This is a genomic window from Paenibacillus tepidiphilus (assembly GCF_008635795.1).
Lineage (GTDB): Bacteria > Bacillota > Bacilli > Paenibacillales > Paenibacillaceae > Paenibacillus_AQ > Paenibacillus_AQ tepidiphilus.
In genome coordinates, this window is record NZ_VWRQ01000014.1 from 48,496 (window position 1) to 70,464 (window position 21,969).

General features: G+C 47.0%; 19 protein-coding genes. 11 read left to right on the top strand and 8 right to left on the bottom strand.

All coding sequences use genetic code 11. The features are described 5' to 3' along the window. Positions 1-44 precede the first annotated feature (44 nt). Entirely contained in the window at positions 45-812 is a 768-nt protein-coding gene (locus tag F1379_RS18030) for an SPL family radical SAM protein (protein WP_162551200.1), read from the top strand. Positions 813-1,141: 329 nt separating this feature from the next. Here F1379_RS18030 and F1379_RS18035 read toward each other — a convergent pair whose 3' ends face one another. Further along, positions 1,142-3,583, bottom strand: a complete 2,442-nt coding sequence (locus F1379_RS18035) for a TOTE conflict system archaeo-eukaryotic primase domain-containing protein (RefSeq protein WP_150272345.1) — start codon at positions 3,581-3,583, stop codon at positions 1,142-1,144. A 91-nt stretch (positions 3,584-3,674) separates the two neighbouring features. On the opposite strand from F1379_RS18035, the gene F1379_RS18040 reads away from it, so the two are divergent. The 4 genes from F1379_RS18040 to F1379_RS18050 all read left to right on the top strand — a co-directional run bounded on the left by F1379_RS18040 (position 3,675) and on the right by F1379_RS18050 (position 7,012). Beyond that, the gene (locus tag F1379_RS18040) at positions 3,675-4,205 is read left to right on the top strand and encodes a DUF6155 family protein (protein WP_150272347.1); all 531 of its coding nucleotides are present in this window, start codon (positions 3,675-3,677) and stop codon (positions 4,203-4,205) included. A 219-nt stretch (positions 4,206-4,424) separates the two neighbouring features. Beyond that, positions 4,425-4,589 carry a VOC family protein gene (locus tag F1379_RS29785; protein WP_162551199.1) on the top strand — a complete coding sequence of 55 codons (165 nt, stop codon included), beginning with the start codon at positions 4,425-4,427 and terminating at the stop codon, positions 4,587-4,589. 84 nt (positions 4,590-4,673) lie between these two features. Beyond that, a complete protein-coding gene (locus tag F1379_RS18045; RefSeq protein ID WP_150272348.1) occupies positions 4,674-5,591 on the top strand; it encodes a VOC family protein in 918 nt (305 codons plus the stop codon). Positions 5,592-6,244: 653 nt separating this feature from the next. Next, positions 6,245-7,012: a radical SAM protein gene (locus tag F1379_RS18050; protein ID WP_150272350.1), complete on the top strand. Its 768-nt coding sequence runs from the start codon at positions 6,245-6,247 to the stop codon at positions 7,010-7,012. 167 nt (positions 7,013-7,179) lie between these two features. Here the strand turns inward: F1379_RS18050 and F1379_RS18055 are convergent, their stop codons facing one another. Beyond that, the gene (locus F1379_RS18055; RefSeq protein ID WP_162551201.1) at positions 7,180-8,280 is read right to left on the bottom strand and encodes a GerAB/ArcD/ProY family transporter; all 1,101 of its coding nucleotides are present in this window, start codon (positions 8,278-8,280) and stop codon (positions 7,180-7,182) included. A 144-nt stretch (positions 8,281-8,424) separates the two neighbouring features. On the opposite strand from F1379_RS18055, the gene F1379_RS18060 reads away from it, so the two are divergent. From F1379_RS18060 to F1379_RS30635, 5 genes are all read left to right on the top strand, one after another. Further along, entirely contained in the window at positions 8,425-10,005 is a 1,581-nt protein-coding gene (locus tag F1379_RS18060; RefSeq protein WP_150272355.1) for a spore germination protein, read from the top strand. Further along, positions 10,002-11,207, top strand: coding sequence for a Ger(x)C family spore germination protein (locus F1379_RS18065; RefSeq protein ID WP_150272357.1), 1,206 nt, complete (start codon positions 10,002-10,004; stop codon positions 11,205-11,207). The genes F1379_RS18060 and F1379_RS18065 overlap by 4 nt, the downstream gene beginning before the upstream one ends. Before the next feature lie 13 nt (positions 11,208-11,220). Next, positions 11,221-11,394 (top strand): hypothetical protein, encoded by a 174-nt coding sequence (locus F1379_RS29790; protein WP_162551202.1) that lies wholly within the window; start codon positions 11,221-11,223, stop codon positions 11,392-11,394. Between the two features lie 224 nt (positions 11,395-11,618). After that, positions 11,619-11,819 carry a cold-shock protein gene (locus F1379_RS18070; RefSeq protein WP_150272359.1) on the top strand — a complete coding sequence of 67 codons (201 nt, stop codon included), beginning with the start codon at positions 11,619-11,621 and terminating at the stop codon, positions 11,817-11,819. A 79-nt stretch (positions 11,820-11,898) separates the two neighbouring features. Then, positions 11,899-12,012: a cold-inducible protein YdjO-related protein gene (locus tag F1379_RS30635; RefSeq protein WP_338046519.1), complete on the top strand. Its 114-nt coding sequence runs from the start codon at positions 11,899-11,901 to the stop codon at positions 12,010-12,012. Positions 12,013-12,147: 135 nt separating this feature from the next. Here F1379_RS30635 and F1379_RS18080 read toward each other — a convergent pair whose 3' ends face one another. The 3 genes from F1379_RS18080 to F1379_RS18090 all read right to left on the bottom strand — a co-directional run bounded on the left by F1379_RS18080 (position 12,148) and on the right by F1379_RS18090 (position 17,670). Continuing rightward, complete coding sequence (locus tag F1379_RS18080) at positions 12,148-13,662, bottom strand: cysteine peptidase family C39 domain-containing protein (RefSeq protein ID WP_150272361.1); 1,515 nt, start codon at positions 13,660-13,662, stop codon at positions 12,148-12,150. Between the two features lie 129 nt (positions 13,663-13,791). Continuing rightward, the gene (locus F1379_RS18085; protein WP_150272363.1) at positions 13,792-14,865 is read right to left on the bottom strand and encodes a hypothetical protein; all 1,074 of its coding nucleotides are present in this window, start codon (positions 14,863-14,865) and stop codon (positions 13,792-13,794) included. Positions 14,866-15,288: 423 nt separating this feature from the next. After that, complete coding sequence (locus tag F1379_RS18090) at positions 15,289-17,670, bottom strand: glycoside hydrolase family 94 protein (RefSeq protein WP_150272365.1); 2,382 nt, start codon at positions 17,668-17,670, stop codon at positions 15,289-15,291. A gap of 450 nt (positions 17,671-18,120) precedes the next feature. On the opposite strand from F1379_RS18090, the gene F1379_RS18095 reads away from it, so the two are divergent. Beyond that, positions 18,121-20,295, top strand: a complete 2,175-nt coding sequence (locus tag F1379_RS18095; protein ID WP_150272367.1) for a pectate lyase family protein — start codon at positions 18,121-18,123, stop codon at positions 20,293-20,295. A 76-nt stretch (positions 20,296-20,371) separates the two neighbouring features. On the opposite strand, the gene F1379_RS18100 is transcribed toward F1379_RS18095, so the two are convergent. The 3 genes from F1379_RS18100 to phnE form a co-directional block, all read right to left on the bottom strand. After that, entirely contained in the window at positions 20,372-20,773 is a 402-nt protein-coding gene (locus F1379_RS18100; RefSeq protein WP_150272369.1) for a type II toxin-antitoxin system death-on-curing family toxin, read from the bottom strand. Then, entirely contained in the window at positions 20,770-21,015 is a 246-nt protein-coding gene (locus F1379_RS18105; protein WP_420850513.1) for an AbrB/MazE/SpoVT family DNA-binding domain-containing protein, read from the bottom strand. The genes F1379_RS18100 and F1379_RS18105 overlap by 4 nt, the downstream gene beginning before the upstream one ends. A 145-nt stretch (positions 21,016-21,160) precedes the next feature. Beyond that, positions 21,161-21,967: a phosphonate ABC transporter, permease protein PhnE gene (gene phnE, locus F1379_RS18110; protein ID WP_150272379.1), complete on the bottom strand. Its 807-nt coding sequence runs from the start codon at positions 21,965-21,967 to the stop codon at positions 21,161-21,163. Between the last annotated feature and the right edge of the window lie 2 nt (positions 21,968-21,969).

Consider the following 21,969-nt stretch of genomic DNA (forward strand, 5'->3'; position numbering starts at 1 on the left):
CATGTACCATCTTCCTATAAACGGGCGAATGGAGATGGATGATAATGTTAAAGGAAATATATGTTGATAGCGCAGTGACCTACGAATATCCCCCAGACGGAGCAACCTTACCGATTATTGACCCTTATGATGGTTGCACAATCGGGTGCCCCTATTGTTTCCAACTAGAAAATGAAAATTGGAATAAGAACTTGATTGTTAAACTCAATATTGCAGAAATTTTATGCGAAGAATTAATTCACTGGAATAAAGAAGATATATTATATTTGGGGAGTAAGTGTGATCCTTACATGAATATTGACCGGAAATATCAATTAACCAGGAAATGTTTAATCGAATTAAGTAAGTTAAATGTAAAGTGTATGGTAACAACTAAAGCCGGATCAAAACTGATCTATAGAGATATCGATATAATTAAACCTATGGGAGACAAATTCACTCTGCTTTTAGGTTTATCAAACTTAGAACAGTTGAAGAGGAATGATAACTATTCACTGATGAGCAATATACAGACTGCAAATGAATTGCACAGAATGGGAATTAAGGTTTGGGCATTTATTACTCCGATTTTACCGGGAATAACAGATGTGGATTTAATGATTAATGCTCTAGATAAGGACATACCCGTATTTTTAGATCAAGTAAGATTAGGAAAGAATAATAGACCTACTATAGAAAAATATATTGATACTAACTACCCTCATTTAGCTAGCACTTATAAAGATATACTTAATAATAATATCGATGTTTATAGTGATCAAATGCGAGAAAAGTGGAGTATTGATCAACGAGTGAAATTTGTTTTTGAGTAAACTACATTTGTAGAAGCTTATGTGGCGCTACTTTCGGACAGGAGTAGGGCTCCCCTCGGCTCCATATGGAACATGATTTATGGCATGGAAATCGACGGTATCCTCTGGTTTAACTTCTTGAAACAAGCAGGATGTGTGATTGACACTGCAGAAATGCATTTGAAAACTAATGTTTACTAAACAGCTATCTCGTACAATTCCAGCAGCAGTCCCGGCCGGGTTGGGGTTCTGCATAACCACACCTCGGTTTCAAAAACCCTTTCCCAGTAAGATATATTAAGACCCTTTTGGAGAAAGGGGGTCACCCCAGCCTATTTGTATACGCTCTGTTACAACTCTGCTCCCTTATATCCCATCTTCCGATACCCTTTTACTCTTTTCTTGAACATCGCCATTAACATTGGAACCTGAAGATCAATATAATCATATATTTTAACTTCTTCTTTATTCGCATGACTTCGGTGCAATCGCCCCGCATATTGCTGTAAGGTGCCTGTCCAAGATATGGGATGGACCAGGAACAAGGTGTCCATTCTGGCATCATCGAAGCCTTCACCGATTAACTTACCCGTAGCGATAATTACACGCTCCTGGTCATCTGGAATAGCGGTGATTTGGGCACGGAGAGCCTCTCTCTGTTTTTTCCCCATTCTTCCCCTAAGCACAATTACGTTTTTGGCAAAAGACTGTAATCTCTCTGCAAAATATTCAGCATGTGCGATCCGTTCAACCAGTAGCAGCGGAGAGCGGCCCTCATCCAAGCACGTGAGCAAATCATCAAAGATAAGCGTGTTACGTTCCTCATTGTCAACAAGCTGCTGATAGATATCCTGAATTCCTGAAATTTGTTCCCCTGACTTGAGCTGAAAGTGCGTATAACGGGGAACTACCCTTAATGAAAATCCTCTGGAGTTGCTTAAGGTCTTGGCATCTACCTTCAATAACACAGGTCCAAGCTGGAACCGTACAATGGCTTCCTGTCCGTCTTGCCGTTTAGGTGTGGCCGTTAAGCCAAACACATACTTTGCTTTGACTTCCCGCAGAACCTGTTCGAAGCTGTAGGCAGATAGGTGGTGGCACTCATCGACAATGACCTGGCCGTATTCGCTTACGAAGGGCTTAACATTCCCTTTATAGTTGAGGCTCTGAATGACCGCAATGTCGATGATGCTGGTTCGTTTATTTTTGCCGCCGCCGATCAACCCGATTGCCTCTTTTGGGACTTCGAGAAAGGTATGCAAACGTTCCTGCCATTGTTCCATAAGTTCCCGGCGGTGGACCAAGATAAGGGTGTTTGTCTTTCTTGAAGCGATAATGCTGGCTGCTACGACAGTTTTACCAAATGCAGTTGCCGCCGAGAGAACACCTATGTCCCGGTTTAAAATCGCTCTGGCTGCTGTATCCTGAAGAGTGGTTAGTGTACCGGTGAACTCTACTTCTATTGAGGTTCCGGACGAACGTTGATCCTTAAGCGATACCTTGACTTGATTATGCTCGAAAAAAGACAACAAATCCTGCAAGCATCCCCTTGGCAGAACTACATAATTCTCCAGATCCTCGGCGCATGAGATTACCCGGGGTTTACCATAGGTGGAGAGCCGCATCGCTTGTGCTTTATAAAAATCAGGGTTGGAAAAGGAAGCTATTTTGATCAGAGCATGAATTGCATTTGAGGGAAGACCAGACTTGAGGATATAAAGGCGATCCGATTGCAGAATCTGTATTTCAGCAGGCAAGGGTTCCAGAGTCTCTACTATCTGAGTAGGGTTCTCTTGTAACAAGATTAATCCATCTGCGTCGTGGTCTGATCCCGAAGTAATTCTGTCATTGCTAAAAAGTCCACGCTCCCCGTGCTTGTATATAAATTGCTTGACTTGGTCTTCGCCCATTTTGCCAAGTTCGGATAATATACCCCATTGATCAGCATATGGCTCAAAGCGCTCGTCAACAAAGACACTGTTTCCCTGTTTACGCGGCCCACCTTGAAGAGGGAGGGCAATGAGGTTGCCGAATCCGCCTTTGGGTAGCGTATCCTGATTGGGAAACAGGCGGTCATAAGACTCCATGCCGATCTGATATCTGTTGTTCATGGTAAGACTCAGCAGAGTCATTCCAAATCTTCTGGCTGTAGCCGCCTCAATATTCTGACTGAAGAAAATCCAGATATGCCCCCCATTGCCGGAACGCGAGCGCTCTAAGAGTGCGGGAATTTCATGGATTTTACATAGCTCCATCACGGCTGTAACATCCTGCTTCCAATCGTGTTTGTCAAAATCCATGGCCAAAAACCAGCAGGTCTCATCCGGAAGCATGGGATAGATACCAATCGTCCGGTCTTGCCGTGCATCTAAATGGGCTGACAGCACTTCGTTCGTAAGGGGCAGGAAGTTCTGGTGTTTGCAAACGGAGCATTTCACCCTAGGCTTCTCGCAAACGGAAGTCCATTCTTTAGCACAAGCGGGCGAGTATCCGGATTTGCCTTGCTTGTTGCTCCAGCGAATCGGATAGACATCGTCTCGTCCGCGAAAATAACTTTTATACAGGGTGAGCTTATCCTCTACGGTAGAGTACTGGTGGACAATGGATTCTGCAACGGTTATCGCTTTGTTTTCTTTTTGCGGGGAGGTGGGATTAGAAATTAATTGTTCATTAGTGCTTGTTATATTGTCATTATCCAAAAGCCCCAGCAGACCTCTCAACCGGGTGACCTCTAGCTTGAGTTCTTCAATATGAGCCAGAGCCGCGTTATATTTATCCTCGATATTGTTCATTTATAAGCCCTCGTGTTTTAATTATATTATACCTTGTAAGCTGTTGAGTAAAAATACGGGAAATTATAACTGGATTAAGGAGATCAAAATAATGCTGAAATTAAGAAACTCGACTATTAAAAAACATTTGAACAATCTTACGAGAGAAGAGCTTCAGTCTGAGATCTTAAATTTGGCCATAAAATATCCAATTATTCAAGAGCATTATTATTCGGTGTTATTTCCAGATCAAGAGGAAGTCTTAGACAAGTACAAGAAAATTATTGAGAAGGAATTTAGCAACCACAAGGGGGAGATTCTGCGATACCCAATTGTGAAGCAAGCAATAATGGACTTTAGTAATGTTTCAACAAATAAGGAACAGATTGCAGAGCTAATGATTTTTACAGTGGAATGTGGAGTGGATTTTACGCTTTCATTTGGAGACATAGATGAAAAATTCTATCGTACTATTTCGAGTATATTTGAACAAGCTTTAAAGTATATTGTGGACAATCAATTAGAAGAAGAGTTTGTAGATACCTGCGACGAACTGACGTGGAGCAGTCAGAAGATTGGCTGGGGTTTTGGAGATGGGATGACGGAGTTATATAGCGAATATTTAGGACACATGGATGAATAAGAACACCTTGATTAAGTGAGGTGCTATCCTGAGTGTACACCATTTGGGGTTAGCAGAATCCATGCAGGCATAAGGTCATTAGTGAAAAGCCAAAAGCCCTGATGATAATTTATAAGCAGCTTTCATTGAAAAAAATAGATCATATGTTCGTAAAAACCGTTTTATTTTCTTCAAAATTTGTGTATAATAAAGCTGATTGTCCAACTTATTCCAAAGGGGATGGAGAATAATGTCGGGATCATGACGTTCGGGGATTTGCCGGAAGATCCGGAGCATCCATTGCCTCTGCAGAAGACGGATTGGAGTCCACTCTATGGGATTGTTAAGGACAAGTTCGGGGTTACTTTTCAAGTGAATGTTCCGGGAGAACAGCGGCAGGGATAGTGTATATTCCGGTTCAGGTTTCGGCTCCGCCCACAATATGGTCTGCTGTTTCCGAAGGAATCGGCAGCTGAGGAGGATTGACTTGTGACAAACGCGAATCAGACAATCGTACCCCATATCTGGTATGACAAAGAAGCGGTAGAAGCAGCTGATTTTTACGTCTCTGTGTTTCCGGAATCCAAGGTTACGAGTGTTACTACACTTCATGGCACACCGTCAGGCGACTGTGATCAGGTTTCTTTTGAACTATGGGGACAGCAGTTTATGGCTATCAGTGCCGGGCCGTATTTTAAATTAAATCCTTCAGTGTCTTTCTTCGTTAATTTTGATCCGTCACGCGATAAGGACGCAGCACAGAAAATAGATGAGGTCTGGAACAAATTATCTGAGGGTGGCCAAGCGCTAATGCCGCTTGATAGGTATCCGTTCAGTGAGCGGTACGGCTGGATTCAGGATAAATATGGCGTGTCCTGGCAGCTGATCCTTACCAATCCGGAAGGCGAGGAGCGGCCGGCTATTATACCGTCGTTAATGTTTGTCGGTGATAAGTGTGGAAGGGCGGAAGAAGCGATGTCTTTCTATTTATCCGTATTTGACAACTCGCGGCAGGGAACGATTGCCCGCTACCCTAAAGGCTCAGAGCCTGACGAGGAAGGAACTATTATGTTCTCTGACTTCATGCTGGAGAAGCAGTGGTTCACCGCAATGGACAGCGCACACGATCATAAATTTAATTTCAATGAAGCGATCTCCTTTATGGTGAAATGCGATTCACAGGAGGAGATTGATCACTACTGGGAGAAGCTCTCTGCAGTTCCCGAAGCTGAACAATGCGGCTGGCTAACGGATAAGTTTGGTGTATCGTGGCAGATTGTTCCTGCAGAAATGGACGAAATGCTGGAGAAGGGAACACCGGAGCAAATTGCACGTGTTACGGAGGCTTTTCTGCAGATGAAGAAATTCGATCTTGCAGTATTGCATAAAGCTTATAAGGGCGAGTAGGGCATAAAACAGCCTGGGGCGTAGAGCCGGTTACGGGGCGCTGCCCAGGTGATATCAAATCCGTGACTACCTCGTAGAAGCTTATGTGGCGTTACCTTCGGACAGTGTCAAGCAGATACGCTAAATGAATTATACCTATATTACGGGGTGATTGGCGGCATCGGGATCGGTATTGCTTCTTCACGTATTCGTAATCTTCACGCTGTACTTGCCCCGGCTTCATCGGTTCGGAAGGACGAGAATCCTCCGGAAGCTGAATCGGCTGTTCGTCCATACAGATCAGAGGGATTTCAAAATCGTAGGGCAAGACATACGTCTCCAAAACATCTTCCATCCGAGAAGCTCATATTTTTTCATTTCAAACCCACCCATTTACTTCCATTAATAAGAGGGTATAACTTAAAAACTATGCGGTCACTAGTAGAACCTTCTATGAGAAATCTAGCGGGAATTGTGGATTTACAGATCCGCCTCAGGCGGAATGAACTCAAAACCAAATAATAAAACCCTGAGATTATGATCTCAGGGTTTGAGTGTGTAATTTTTTCAAGACCTCATTCAACATCATAACAGACTGGGTATTATAAGTCTATATTTTATTCCGGGATTCATATAACATCGTTCTATAAACGGACGAATGGAGATGACTGGAAATGCTAAAAGAAATCCATGTTAGTCATGCAATGACATATGAATATCCGCCTGACGGTGCAACGTTACCAATTATTGATCCGTACGATGGATGTACAATCGGGTGCCCCTATTGTTTTCAACTTGAAGATGAGAACTGGAATAAAAACCTAAATATCAAACTTAATATTGCAGATATTTTATATGAAGAATTAATGCACTGGAATAAAGAAGATACAGTATATCTGGGAAGTAAGTGTGATCCGTACATGGAGATTGACCGAAAGTATCAATTAACCAGGAAATGTCTAATTGAACTAAGTAAGTTAAATGTGAAGTGTATGGTAACAACTAAAGCCGGGTCAAAATTAATGTATAGAGATATCGATGTTGTCAAAACTATGGGGGATAAGTTCACTCTGCTATTAGGTTTATCTAACCTGGAGCAGTTGAAAAAGATTGATAATTATACACTGATGAGTAATATACAGACAGCAAATGAGTTGCATCGAATGGGAATTCAGGTTTGGGTATTTATTACACCAATTTTACCCGGAATAACAGACGTGGATTTAATGATTCATGCTCTGGATAAGGACATACCCGTATTTTTAGATAAAGTTAGATTGGGGAAAAGGACCAGATTCACTCTAGAAAAATTTATCGGTACTAATTACCCTCAATTAGCAAGCACTTATAAAGATATTATTGATAGTAATACCGATGTTTACTGTGATCAAATTAGAGAAAAGTGGTGTGGAGATCCACGAGTAAAATTTGTTTTTGAGTAAAAGTAACTTAAAAAATGTACACAGCAAAGTGTTTCTGGTTAGGATACTATCCCGCTTTACGCCTATCTGGTACAAAGTCATTTTAATTCTGAATGGGAATCATGATTTGATAGTGAGGGGTCTACCAGGAGGTAGGCTCTTTTGTTTATTGGATGATCACTACATTGCTACCATTGCCTCTTAAAAACGAATTTTCGCACTATTGCGGTAAGGAGCGGCAGCATAGGCAAAACATACTGAAGCGGAATCCAGAAATAAGGTGAAAGTATGGCCATATGGACCCCCATAATATGTTCCATAAGGTTATCCGTCATCGTCATGCCCATAAACAGGGCAACCAGGCAGACAGGAATGACAAGGGGGCGGACGGATGGAAGGTTGGCGAGCAATTGGATCGACCGGATGGCTGCAAATAAATAAAGGACGGTTTTGAAAAAAACGGTAATCACAAAGTATAGCACTGCCAGCACATCCAGGTTGTCGAGCAGTTCACCCACTTCAATCTGGCGAAGAAGGATGTACATAGGGTAATACGCGCGCTTAAATATCGGCTCACCTATGACGGCCAGGGCGAGAATATCGGTTGCGGCAATGAATAGCCCGGTTCCGAGGGTGGAGAGCAAGGCGGTCTGGATCGCACCCTTTCGGCTTTTGGCCAACGGCCAAAGTATAGTCATCACACTCATCTCCCCGAACGATTGAGTAATTCCCGCAGGCCAGACCGCTTCCAGGATAGGAGTCCATCCCTTACCTGCAATCGGTAGCAATTCCCTTAAATTAATGGTCCCTGACACCAGCAGAAATACAATTTCAAGCATAAACAGGAGAAGGATAAAAGGAAGCAAAAGACCGGCCAGGCGTCCAAGGACCTCAATCCCCTTATACAAGCCATAGATCAGGAGCAGTACTAATAAACCAACAGAGAACAGCGGAGGAGTCTGCGGCAGCAGGGTATCCGGGATTAAGAAACTTATATCGGCCAGACCTCTCGCGGTATTGTATATAAAAAGGAGCGGATACAGCCAACCGAGGAACGATCCGGGCCATTTACCGAACTGTTTCGGGAACCATTCCACCAGGGTGAGGCCTGGATGCATGACCAGCAGTACAGCATAGACTCCTGTTATTACTATTCCGACTCCTGCAGAGAGGAGAACGGAAATCCATGCATCTCTGCCGGCGCCGGACCCGAACCCGAAAATGATGGTAGTGCCGATCTGAAATAACATCATTAGTGTAAATAGCTGATACTTCGATATTCTCTGCATGCCAATCCCCATTCTTCGCGAAAATCAACAGGTGCATTTTCCAGTATTCCGAAAGGGAGGATTATATATCCGCATAATTTCATTATTTTAATGACAAAGTATCTCTAGATGAAGTTCAATTCCGGGAGCCTTGGAGGCCTATATATGCTGTTTGGACAAAAGATTAGGAAGAGCACTCCCCCCCAAAAAAAGCAGGACCGGCTGCCGTTTACCCTTTCGGATGTACCTTCGGAAGTAAGCTGCGATTTGAAAGAAAATGAAAAAAACATTAAGCGCGTCTTTGAAAAATGCTCGGATTTCATTCTCCGTCCCTTTCATATCAACGGGGAGATTCAGGCCTTACTGATCTGCATAGATGGATTGGTCAACCATCAGCTTGTGGATGAGATTATATTAAAACCGCCTATGTATGACGCGCCCCCTAAAGGTGAAGGCGGTTCCGGGGAGTTTGCACAGGAAAGGATTCCGGCGTCGCAGGTAAAAAACACTGGAGACTTTAAAAAAGTGACCGAAGCGGTGCTTTACGGCGAAGCGGCGATCTTTGTTGAGGGAAAGACCGATGTAACTCTTGTGGATGTCAAAGGCTGGACCATGCGTGCCATTGAGGAACCCGAGACGCAGACGGTTATCCGGGGTCCCAGGGAGGGCTTCAATGAAAATATCCGGACCGGAACCGCCATGCTTCGCAAAAGACTGCGTACGCCCCGGCTCAAAATGGAATCGCTCAATATCGGCGACATCTCCCATACCTCCGTTGTCCTTACCTACATTGACGGCATTGTGCATGAGTCGCTGGTGCAGGAAGTGCGCGACCGTCTAAACCGCATTACAATCGACGGAGTGATGGATAGCGGTTATATTGAGGAAATGATTGAAGATGCACCTTACTCGCCTTTTCCGACGATATACAACACTGAGCGGCCCGATATCGTTGCGGCTAACCTACTGGAAGGCAGGGTAGCGGTACTTGTGGACAACACCCCCTTTGCGCTGGTTATGCCGGCAAACTTCTGGAACTCAGTAAGCGTTAATGAAGATTACTATGAACGGTTCTGGATGGCTACAGTCGTTCGCTGGATTCGTTATTTAGGGGTTGCCGCCACTATGTTCTTGCCGGGCCTATACGTAAGCATCGTTACCTTTCACCAGGAAATGCTTCCTACTTCCCTGCTGCTCAGCATCGCTTCGGCTCGGGAAGGCGTCCCTTTTCCAGTCATTATAGAGGTCCTTCTGATGGAGATTACGTTTGAAGGACTCCGTGAAGCAGGGCTCAGGCTTCCCAGACAGGTAGGACAGGCTGTGAGTATTGTAGGAGCATTGGTTATAGGCCAGGCAGCAGTTCAGGCAGGAATAGTGTCTGCACCGCTAGTAATTGTCGTCTCCATAACAGGCATTGCTTCCTTCACCATCCCGGATTACAGCGCTGGCCTGGCCGTGCGGTTCCTGAGGTTTCCCTTAATTTTTGCCGCTGGGACTGCAGGTCTTTACGGGCTGACGCTGGGTGTCCTGTTTATATTGCTCCATGTGTGCGGATTGCGGTCGTTCGGCGTTCCGTATTTCTCGCCTGTCGCTCCGCTGACGGTATCCAATCTGAAAGATGTATGGATTCGTGTTCCCTGGTGGAGCATGCGCAGAAGGCCAACCCAGCCCGGGAGCAAAAACCCGGTCCGGATTCCGGCTGGTCAGATGCCGAAACCACCTAAGAATCCGGGGGGGAAATCATGAAGCCAAGGTTTACATGGGGGCTGATTATTCTGGCTATGCTCAGCACTGGCCTCACGGGATGCTGGGACAGCCGCAGCATTGACCAGCTTGCTGTAGTTATGGCCACAGCCCTGGACTACACGGAAGAAGGAAATATCATGGCCTCCTCGCAAATCGCCGTGCCCACCAGCGTTCAAACCGAGGGAGGTTCGACACAGTCCGGAGCGGGAGCCAGAGGATTTACCGTTGTATCCGCCGTCGGGAAGAATGTACACGACGCGATGGACGAGCTGCAGCGGAAGCTCTCCCGCAAGCTTTTCATTGAACACCGGAAGGTGCTGCTTATTGGGGAAGCGCTGGCCAGGAACGGCTTGAAGGATACGTTGGATCATTTCAGCCGCGATCCGGACAGCAGATTGCAGACCTATCTGTTGATCGCAAAGAATGCCCGGGCGGCCGAGCTTTTGCTGCAGCCTGTTCCCTTTGAGAAGGTTCCGACAAGGGCGGTCCGTTCGCTGCAGGAAATCAATGCTGAAATTACAACGACGCTGCGGGAATTATTTACGGCCATGTCCGGAGATGAAATCGTTCCGACCGTAGGCGCACTGGAACTAGTAGAGGGAACTGCAGGCGCAGGAGTCAGCAGCGGCAAAGGTGAAGACAGCAAGATGATGACCTTCCGCCTGGCCGGCTCGGCCGTTATTAAAGATTATAAGCTGGCTGGATATCTGGATATGGAGCAGACCCGGGGGTTGCTGTGGGTGCTGAACGAGAACAAGCGGGTCAGCATTACGGGGGACATCCCGGGCAAAGGGAATGTAGTCATGGAGCTCGACAAGACAGGCAAAAAGATCAAGACGCGTATCCGGGACGGAAAGATACAGGTGGATATTTCTGTGAAGACCAGCGGACCGGTTCACGAGAATAATACGGAGCTGGATCTTAGCGATCCCAAAAATATTGTACAGGTCGAAGAAGCTCTCAGCAATAGTATTGAGGGTAGCATACGTAAAGTTTCTGGAATATCCCAAAGTCTGCTGAAGGCGGATATCTTTGGAGTAGGCCAGGAAATTTCCCGCCATAACCCCAAGGAGTGGAGGAAGCTTAAGGACCGGTGGGTCGATGCTTATCCGGAGGCGGAAATTTCGGTCAATAGCTCCGTTACCATTACCCGGACGGGGATGTATGGCAAGCCGTTACATCTAATAGAAGAAAAGGAATAGGGGGATAAGAAGCATGCATTTTCCCTGGCATTCCAAGGTGATGATGGACAGCCCGTGGGTCATGCAGCTTGTGTTCGTGGGCTGGGCCTTCGTTGGAATGATTATATCAGGCGTCAGGCAGAGAAACGGCGGGAAGAAATCTAATCCGCAGGCACCGGAATCGGGGCCGTCCCAAAACCGCGAATAGAGTGATATAAAGGTTGTGAACCAGCAATGCTGGAAGAGAATCAGGTGGAAATAAAGTGAAGTTGTAAACCGGTTCCAGATGTGCTATAGTTAGCTTATTAGAATTTCGACCTGAGATCACATATTGTAGAGGGTTAAGATTTTGATTATCTAACCTTGTACAATATGTGATTTTTTTTGGAATTTGAAGATCATGTAAAATGAAAAATATGGAGGTAATTGATCATGGAACAAGGAACAGTAAAGTGGTTTAATGCAGACAAAGGCTTTGGGTTTATCGAGGTTGAAGGCGGAAACGATGTATTCGTGCACTTCAGTGCAATTGTTGGCGACGGCTACAAATCGCTGGACGAAGGTCAACGCGTTGAATTTAATGTAGTACAAGGCAACCGCGGTCCACAGGCCGAGAATGTTGTTAAACTGTAAAGCTGCTGCTAGAAAGCCCCAACCCTAGTGTTGGGGCTTTTTATTGCTCATTATTCCAGAAGAGAAAAGGGGTCGCTGCTTGTACTATTCACGGAAAAGACTGCTGGTGGATCTTCCAGAGGAAATGACAACGATATGGTCATGTACCAATGAAAAGTGCAACGGATGGATAAGAGATAACTTCGTTTTTTAAAATCAGCCGGTCTGTGGCCAATGCAATTCCCTTATGGAGAAGGATCAGAAAATGCTGCCTATCATAGCTAATAAAAGTCCTAATCAAACGAAGCGCTGAGTAAAAAGACACCTTGTAGGAGGTGTCTTTTCTGTGTCACTCTGAACATTCGATATGTGATTTGAAATCCAGCTGCAACGAAGATACAGAATACCAATTCCTAAAACCGACCCCGATCACACTAAGCTCCGCTAACATCGTTGTTCTGTAAACTTCAACAAGGGATGCATCCTGTTCGGCAACAGAAAAAACATATTCCCCGTTGTCCTCAAGCCTCACCTGTAACCTCACAACCTTTCGGTTGATATCATAACTGAATAGCGGATCAATAGATTTGGATAATACGACTTTTTCATTGTTAAAAAGGCCCCAAAGGTAGGTCTCACCATGCTTTGTTCTAAAGACAATCCCTGCCTGATAGGCAGACACTTTAGGTTCCTGCGTAACCGAAATCTGTACATTATATATAAATTTATGGTTAGGCTTTAAAGGATATATGTATTTGGGGGAGTTGGAATAATCATATTCATGGTCAGTTTGAAAGCAAAACTTCACCCTCTCTTCGTCAAGCTTTATGATACCCGCCTCATTATTTTCTGCTGTCCAACTCATTTCAGTTAGCTCTTTCTGCTGGGTCTCCCGTAATGGATGAAGCACATCCAAACCATCTTCTAAACAGGATCTTAGGGAATGTTCTAACTGTATGGCGGTTCGTGAGTTCGCTTGTACATCAAAGGAGCCGTTGCCTACCGTTCTACTTTTCAAATAATCGGTGATAACTGCCCTCCATTCCTTTATCAGCTGCTCTGCAGCTTCCTCTATTTGGTCTGTTAACGGAGTATTGCCGAAGAAACGCCTGAATTGCAGTACCAATTCTGTATACAGTACGTCCTTTGATTTGATCATACCCAGTAGCTTCGGGCCAATGTGTTTCGTACTGCTTCCGCTATTGATTTCTTGAAACTGTTCCATGGCCAGAATCTCATTATAGGTCGGTGCCTTCAAAATTTCTTGAATACAAGTTATCAGTAATTCTGATTCCAGCGGTTCTACAGGCAAGCTTTCAATGGAAAGAAAGCAATTCACTGCATATGTATTCAAAGAGGATGTCGCCAAACTTTCTATCATATCCGCAGTGATCACAAATTCATCATATTTATAGCCCTCATTTTTCTTCTGGGCACTGTCCATAATATAATAGACCTCTGTTTGGGCATTATATCCTTTAATTAAGAACAGATGCATCCAATCGGATACCTTGTAATGGTGACTATAGTAGAGCGCTTTCAGATTACCGCAAACAAGAACCGGTCTCTGGAGATCAATCTGCTGCCTGATGGTTTCATGGATATCTTTATCAATGGGGAAATAATGTACCTTAAAACCAAGAAGATTCATAACATCCTCGGTATTCCTGCAATAGTGGAGAAAACCATCTTTCATATTTGAGCTATGGTATAACTCAAAGCACTTCTGAAGAATCAGATAATAGTTTGAAAAATAGCTTCGTTTCCCCTCTGCCACAATGGTCCAAGTCTTCTCCAGACAATTCACCTGATCCAGTAAGTAATTGTCTTTGTTGGGATGAATAAAAGGTAATATTAACGTCATATTCCTGAGCTCCAATCTAAATTAGAGTTAAAGCCTGACCAAAGTTAATACAATGTATCCTTGGAATTTTGTGTCATGCAAATTATAGTTCAAAAGATTATTGATATCAATGCCACAATACAACACCCATCAGCGGGGGTTATCTGTAATGAGCGAATGATTGAACCGTTCCTTCATGGCAGCTAAGCTATTCACGGAACCCCAATCTGCCTTCTGTAAGGTTACGGACTCGGTCTCTAGATTGGTCTTGTATTGCAGGTGAATGGCCGTCATTTGAAGCTTGCTCAGCTGTTGGACAAAGGGAAGCACCTTGGTATAGGCCTCATAGATCTCCGCAAGGGCTTCTTCTCTTTGTTCTGCTGTTATCGTATGGCTCACTACATAACCTTCAAAGCTTGTCAGGTCATTCCCCGGGAATTCAAGATCGAATGTTCTTTGCCAGTCCGGGTTCTCTTTTTCAAAAGCGTACACCACACGATCGGCAAGCTTTGCTCCCATCTGCTTCACCAATTGCTCTTTGAGTTCCTCCTCGGTCAGAGCGCGAAAGCCCTTGCCCCAGTGTTCTCCTACTTCATACTCAAATCCAAGCAATTCAAACCGCTGCTGTGCGGGAGCGTCCGATAGCGGAAGGTCCAGGTCGTCCTTGAATTGAAAGAAAAGTTTATTTAAGCGATGACTTTCCGCCTCCTGAAAGAAATCTTTCGCTTTAGATGCGATGCTATCCAGATATGTTGGGTTCACTTCTATGTAATTTCCATCAGCCGGCTCTTTGGAGGAATCACTTCCCCGATAAATCGACAGGGGCACATCTTGTATATCTATGCCGAAGTGTTTCTTGACCAGGCGCGGGTAGTACTTCATTTGTGCGACTTCTTTATAATCGTCGTTAAGCTGTCTCCATAAGGGGAGGCCGCCAGTAATGGTGCCGTTTGAACGGGTTACCGTAAAGACAAGACTCCGGTCATTGGCTGGTGCAGCCTTTAATACCTGGAAGCCATCCTCATTAGTGCCTTCCTCGGATACGATTATGAATTTTGATTGATAGGATGAGTGTAACGCGCGGAGGATTCCTTGTTGATAGAAGGTTCCGCTTTTAGAGAAGAATATGGACCAGATGAGTACGGCGATTGCGGCAACGAGGACGAGTCCGATGATTATAATCATGACTGGTTTGCGAGTACGCCGTTGTACGACAGGCTTCACTGTTTAGTCTATCCCCTTTCTGATGCTGGTTGGATAAATGCGAGGTATATGTACCTTATTTAGATATATTAACCATAATAGTTGTGTATTGAAAATGGGGGGGCTGTCACGAATGAAAAAAGAGAGGAGCTGTAGGCCCCTCTACTTTATTACTTGATTTTAAGACTTGCTCCACCAGTAGCTTTTAGTTGCTTGCTTGAAGCCTATCGCTTTGTACCAGCCATAAGGCCGGTAAACAACCACTACTACTCATTCACTCCCTTGCCCCGTACATTCCTGAAATATAGTAATGAACAGACAGAGCGACCATAGCATGGATAACAAAGGAGAATGCGTGTGGGTATCACTTTTCGGACTTATAAAAAGGGCGATATCGAAAATATCAGCCACTCATTGGGAAGAAGCAAGTATATCCATAAGGCTTTATCCCATAATGACGACCACGTTATTCTCCGTTTCCATCCGGGCGGCGGGGATCAGATCACCCTGAATTTCTTCGCCGTTAATGACGATACGGGACACTCCCTTTTGTACACCGCTATTATTCTCTACCTGAATGCTCAGCTTCTTGCCGCGGAATTCGCGTACCATGGAGAACTCCTTCCAGCTCGAAGGGACGCACGGATTGATGCGTAGGCCATCCTTTTGAGGCTGAATCCCCATGATGCCTTCCACCAGAGCAACCATTACGGTCGAGGCGGTGCCGGTGAGCCAGTGAACATGCGCCCGGCCTTGATACGGGCTGTCCTTGGACTCGACGAACTGGCCGTGCACGTAAGGCTCCAGCTTGCGGATTTCGGCCTTATCGTTCATGCTGGCCGGGCTGCAATTCAGGAAATATTCGAATGCGCGGTCCCCGTTGCCGAGCATGGCTTCTGCCAGGATGAGCCATCCCTGCGGCTGGCTGAAGATACCCGCATTTTCCTTGGTCGAGGCATTGAACAGGGCCATCAGGGCCACCGGCAGGCCATATTCCCGGAACGGCGGATAGAATAGCATGGTGCCGTAATCCGTCCGCAGATTATGGTACACCTTGTCCATGGCGAGCTTGGCCTGTTCCGGGCGGGCTGCGCCGCTTAATACGGACCAGCTCTGCGGATTCAGCCAGACCTTGGCCTCGTCATTCGCCCAGGAGCCTACCGTGTAGTTGTCTTCGGTAAAGCCCCGGACGAACTGGTCATTCTCCCAGGCATGCTTCTGAATGTTGACATCAAGCTCGTCCAGCAGGCCCTGCGCCCACTCTACATCCGCAGGCTTGTTTTTGTTCTGTGCGATTTCCATGAACACCTTAAAAGCCATGTACAGCTGGAACGCGACGAAGATCGACTCGCCCTTGGCGCCAAGCCGCAGACAGTCATTCCAGTCGGCATGAAGTCCGACCGGCATGCCATGGGCGCCCATGCGGTCCAGGCTGAATTGAAGCGCCTGGCGGAGGTGCCCGTATACAGTGGCTTCGCCTTGATCGGAATAAGGAATCACTTCATCCGTAAAGTCCCAGTTTCCGCTTTCATTTAAGTATTTAATGACGGTTGGAAATAGCCACAGGGCATCGTCGGCCCGGTAATGCGGGTGGCCGGTTTCCCGTACGTAATCCGGGTCGTCTGGCGTGCCCTCATGTCCGGGATTATGGTTGAATTTCACCAGCGGAAGACCGCCGCCGTTCGAGACCTGCGCCGAGAGCATCAGTCTCAGCCGCCCGAGGGCCATCTCATGATCCAGATGAATGATGCCCTGGATATCCTGCACGGTATCCCGGTAGCCGAGCCCGTTGCGCAGGCCGCAGTATTGGAAGGAGGCGGCACGGGACCAGATGAAGGTGATGAAGCATTGATACGCGTTCCATGTATTAATCATGCTGTTCAGATTATCGCTGGGCGTCTGGACCTGGAACCGGTTAAGCTTACTGTGCCAGAACGATTTCAGCTCTTCGAGCTCCTGCTCCACGACGGACAGGTCCTGATACTGGCTGAGAATTTCCGAAGCTCCCTGCTCGTCATACTGTCCCAGAAGGAAGGCGATTTCCTTCTCTTCGCCCGGCTGCAAGTCTACGTTGATCTGCAGGGCGCCGCAGGAGTTGGTGTTGTAGTTCAATGAATTGCTGCATTGTCCATTGGCTACGGAAGCCGGATTGCCGTAGCCACGGTAATCACCGAGGAATGTATCCCGGTCGCCGTCATAAGCAGTGACCTCCGCACCTGCAGCACCGAAGAATCGCCAGCTCTGTTCTCCGGCAGCGTTTTCATTTAAAGTCTGCAGGATCATGTTGTTCATGTACCGGGTCCGTGAAATAAACAAAGTATACTGCAGGTTGACCGTATCCTGTTCGTAGTTGTTATCGTTGGTAAATTCGCAGAAGCCGAAGAGCGCCAGCTTCCGGGCTTTGGAGTCCTTATTGCGGACCTTCAGGCGCCACACCTCATAGGTTTTGTTCAGCGGCACATAGTATAGCGTCTGCGTCTGGATGTTATCATAATCTGAAATAATGTTGGTGTATCCGGTTCCATGGTGGCATACTGACTTGTACTGCTCCAAGTCCTTGCCTACCGGCTGCCAGGAGCCCGACCAATAATCCCCGTTCTCCAGGTCCCGCACGTAAATATAGCGCCCCGGCTCGTCCTTCGAATTGAAATGGTAGCGGATATGCCGCCCGTTGGCTCCAGACTTAACAAAGCTGTAGCCCCCGGCGTTACCCGAGATAATGGCGCCGTATTCCGGTGATCCCAGATAATTCGCCCATGGGGCCGGCGTGTTCGGCTGCGTAATGAGATACTCCTTGTTGTCCTCATCAAAATGCCCGTATTGCATAACCATTCCTCCTACAAAGTGGATGATGGACAGGGCAATAAACGCGCGTTCACAGAGTGTTAAAGTTTCCCAGTCCAATTTCATTATAGAATAGTTTTGCTCTGCCGATAACCCGTATTTGTGAATGGGACGTGTATCATGTCTCTGTCATATAATCACTAGCTCAGATTACGACAGAGAAACTGGAAATATGAGTAAATGATTGTTTCGGAACTGTCCAGAACACTGCTAATCTGAGGGTGCATCAGTTGTAAAATTTGGATTTTTTGCAGAAATACTGGGGGGTTCGCTGCGAGTTCTATTCTCACTTCGACACAAAGTTTGTACAAACCCAGCTGTGTAATGCCGTGTAACAGAATTCAGAAGGATGGGGGGTGTGCAGTAGTAATCTTATAACTTGTTGCAAGCGGTTTCAAATAGGTATGAACAAATATATAAGGAGGATATGAAATGATCAGAAGAGCATCCAAGTTATCCAGAATCACCGGCATCGTCCTGCTGCTGTCTTTGACATTATCATTAATTGCCGGCGGATGGGCCAATTCAACAGTACATGCTGCGGGTCTTGCGATTACCGGCAGTGGAGGATGGAATGAAACGGCTTATGTCAAATGGTCGCCCGAAAGCAATGCTACAGGATATAACGTCTATGTGAAGCCGGCCAGTAGCGCCGACTCCCAGTACCAGCAGATTGATAGCCAGTTAATCCGCAAATATCCGTCTTATTGGAGAGCGGATGCGGTAGGGCTTGCCGCCGGAAGCTACGTCATGAAGGTGGAAGCCGTGCTGTCCGGCGGCTCCAAGGTAAGTGCCGTGTCGGGCACGCTGAGCGTAGCGGCTCATGACCGGTCGGGGTTTGCTTTTTCACCGAATTCCCAATATGGTACAGGCTCCGGGGCCTACAATAGTAACGGCACGCTCAGGAGCGGGGCACAGGTCGTATACATTACCTCCCAGAATGCGCAGACCGTAACGCTTCCCGTCAAAGTAAGCAGCTCCGGATCGACCCAAACCGCTGTAGGCCTGGGCGAGATTCTGAACCTGAGACAGAAGGGCTATGATACCACCCCGCTGGCCATCCGGTTTGTCGGCAAAATTACAGCCTCCGATCTGAGCGGACAGCTCAACAGCAGCGGCTATCTGCAGGTCAAAGGCAAAAGCAATTACGCTGAAATGAACATTACCCTGGAAGGAATCGGCGACGATGCGTACGCTTATGGCTGGGGACTTCTGCTGCGCTATGTCGGCAATGTAGAGGTGCGGAATCTCGGGCTGATGCTGTTCCCTGACGACGGTGTGTCCATGGACTCGGGCAATGTGAATGTATGGGTGCATAATAATGATATTTTCTACGGATCAGCCGGCGGCGATGCGGATCAGGCGAAGGGTGACGGCTCCACAGACCTGAAGAACGGCTCTTCCTATATTACGATCTCTTACAACCACTATTGGGATTCCGGAAAAGCCTCTCTGGTGGGCTTAACCGAATCGTCCGAGTTCTTTGCCACCTTCCATCATAACTGGTTCGACCACTCGGACTCCCGTCATCCGCGAATCAGAGTGGCCTCGGTCCACATCTATAATAACTTCTATGACGGCGTCTCCAAATATGGCGTCGGCATGACAAGCGGGGGTTCGGCGTTTGTTGAATCCAATGTGTTCAGAAATACGAAATACCCGATGCTGATCTCGCTGCAGGGTACGGATGCGCTCGGTGAGGGCACGTTCTCCGGTGAGAATGGCGGGGTAATCAAAGCTTACAACAATATCGTTACCGAAGCCGATAGTCTGATTTATGCCAACTCCGGCACAGGTACGACTGCGGCAAATGCCACCTCTTTTGACGCCTACCTGGCCTCCTCGCGGACTGAAAACGTACCAAGCACGTTCAAGGCGCTGGTCGGCGGTACGGCGTATAATAACTTCGACACGAAGGTAAACACTGGAGTAAGCGCATCGGCCGTGGACAGTGTGACTGCGGTGGAGCAGAATGTTACAGCCAAAGCAGGACGCTTAGGCGGCGGGGATTTCGTATGGACGTTCAATGATTCCGTGGATGATGCTTCCTATGCCATTAACACAGCGCTGATGTCGGCCATCCGTGCCTACACTACACAGCTGGTATCGGTAGGCGGCAACTCCAGCCCGGCGACACCGACGCCAACCCCGTCTGCAACGGCAACACCAACGCCAACGGCAACACCGACACCAACGGCAACACCGACGCCAACGGCAACTCCGGTGCCAACCACGACTCCGTCGCCGACGGTAGCTCCCACATCGACACCTGTAGCGGGAGAAAAGGTGCATAATTTTACAACAGACGGAACATCGAGCAGCTTCTTCACCATCTCGGGGAACCTGTCCACCAGCAAAGGAACTGTGGTCTATAACGGTCTGACTCTGACCCAGTGCCTGAAGATCGAGAGCGCGACCAGTATTAAGTTCACCACTACGCAAGCCTCGACGTTAACGCTGGTGTTCAACTCGGAAGGAACGAAGATCAAGGTGGACGGCACGAGCTATCCTATCACGAGTGGTATTGCCACGGTGTCTCTTGGCGCTGGTGCACATACGATTACGAAGGATACTACGACGAACCTGTATTATATGAAGGTGAATTAGAGGCAGCAGGTTGAAGAAGCGGAAAATGAGCATGGCAAGAAGAAAGCGACCTTTCGGGGTCGCTTTTGTTTGTTCTTTATAGTGTGGTAAAACAGTGCTCTTCAATAATCTCGGAGAGATCTTGAAGCTCGTATTTATGATTCACCATATCTACGGTAAAATTCTCCGCTTTTTCAACGTCCATTTTAAAATGCACACCGTTGTAGCGCAGAAAAATAACAAGTGCTGTAAATGCGGTCCGTTTGTTTGCATTATGAAACGGGTGGTTTTGTCCCAGAGACTGAAATAAAGCGGCAGACTTTACATAAATAGTGGGATATGCCTCTTCCCCGAAAGCGGAGGACTGCGGACGCAGAATTGCTGATTCGAGCAGCCCTGGGTCTTTTACACCAATCTGTTCTCCCGGACTGTAACGCTGAATCATGGCAAGGTTGATAGCTATCGCTTCTTGAACGGATAGATAACGGACTATGCTCATCTGTCTTTAAGACCCTGCAGGGTATGGTCATATTCATTAATAACCTCTGCCAAAGCGTCCATGAAATCCTCGCTGATCCCATTCGGAAGCGCCACCTTTGTTGATTTCCGTATAGTGATCTCCCCTGTTGACTGATTAACCTCAACGATGACGGTATCCCCTTGATCCAAACCGATTTGTTTAAGAGCATCCGTCATGGTTATGCCTAGACTATTCCCGAATTTAGAAACCTTGCGTTCCATTTCAATTCCCCTTTGCATATGAGTCCCTCCGTATCATTATAATTGACTGTTATAACAATTATACATTGTTCATTAGTCGCAGGTAAGATATTCAACGGAAACTCTAAGTAGGGAATGGACCTTGAGAGGAGCGGCTATCCCCCTGTTATCCTCTAACCAGCTTCGCCCGGACCTTGTTCGAGAAGAACTCGATGATCAGGATCAGCACGACCAGTCCGATGAGGATGGACCCGACCTGATCCCATTTATAGCTGCGCATAGCGAAGATAAGCGGTGCCCCGATGCCGCCGGCGCTGACCAGGCCCAGAACCGAAGCCTCGCGCATGTTCATGTCGAAGCGGTAAATCATGACCGACAGGAAGATTGAGAGGAGCTGCGGAATGATGCCAAAGCGGATCTTCTCAAAGGTGGTGCAGCCCACCGAGGTCATCGACTCCAGGACGCGTGTATCCAGCTCCTCAATGGCGTCCACATACAGCTTGGCCAGCATCCCGATGGAGGTGATCCCCACTGTCAGCACTCCGGCAAAGGCCCCCGGTCCGGTTACCCGGATTAGCATCAGACCGTAAACCAGCGAGGGTACGGTGCGGATGATGATCAGCAGCAGCCGCGTAAGCCAGGATACCGGCTTTGGCACGATGTTGGACGCTGCGAGGAAAGCCAGTGGCACGGCCAACACCGCGCCGACAATGGTGCCCAGAAAGGCAATGGCCACTGTCTCCAGCAGCAGGTAGAGCACGCTCTGCTTCGATACGTTGAACAGTAGCTGTGTATCCGGGTGGGTGAGCCCGTAGACAATGTTTTTGGCAATCTTAAGACTGTTCTGTTCGATCTGATTAAAATTCACCGCCGTCATGGACCATACGAATAACGCGGCGACGATGGCCGCAATGGTCCCCAGGTAGAGCTTGTTGCGGGGGGCGGCTGCCAGTTGTTGTTCAATACTATTCATGA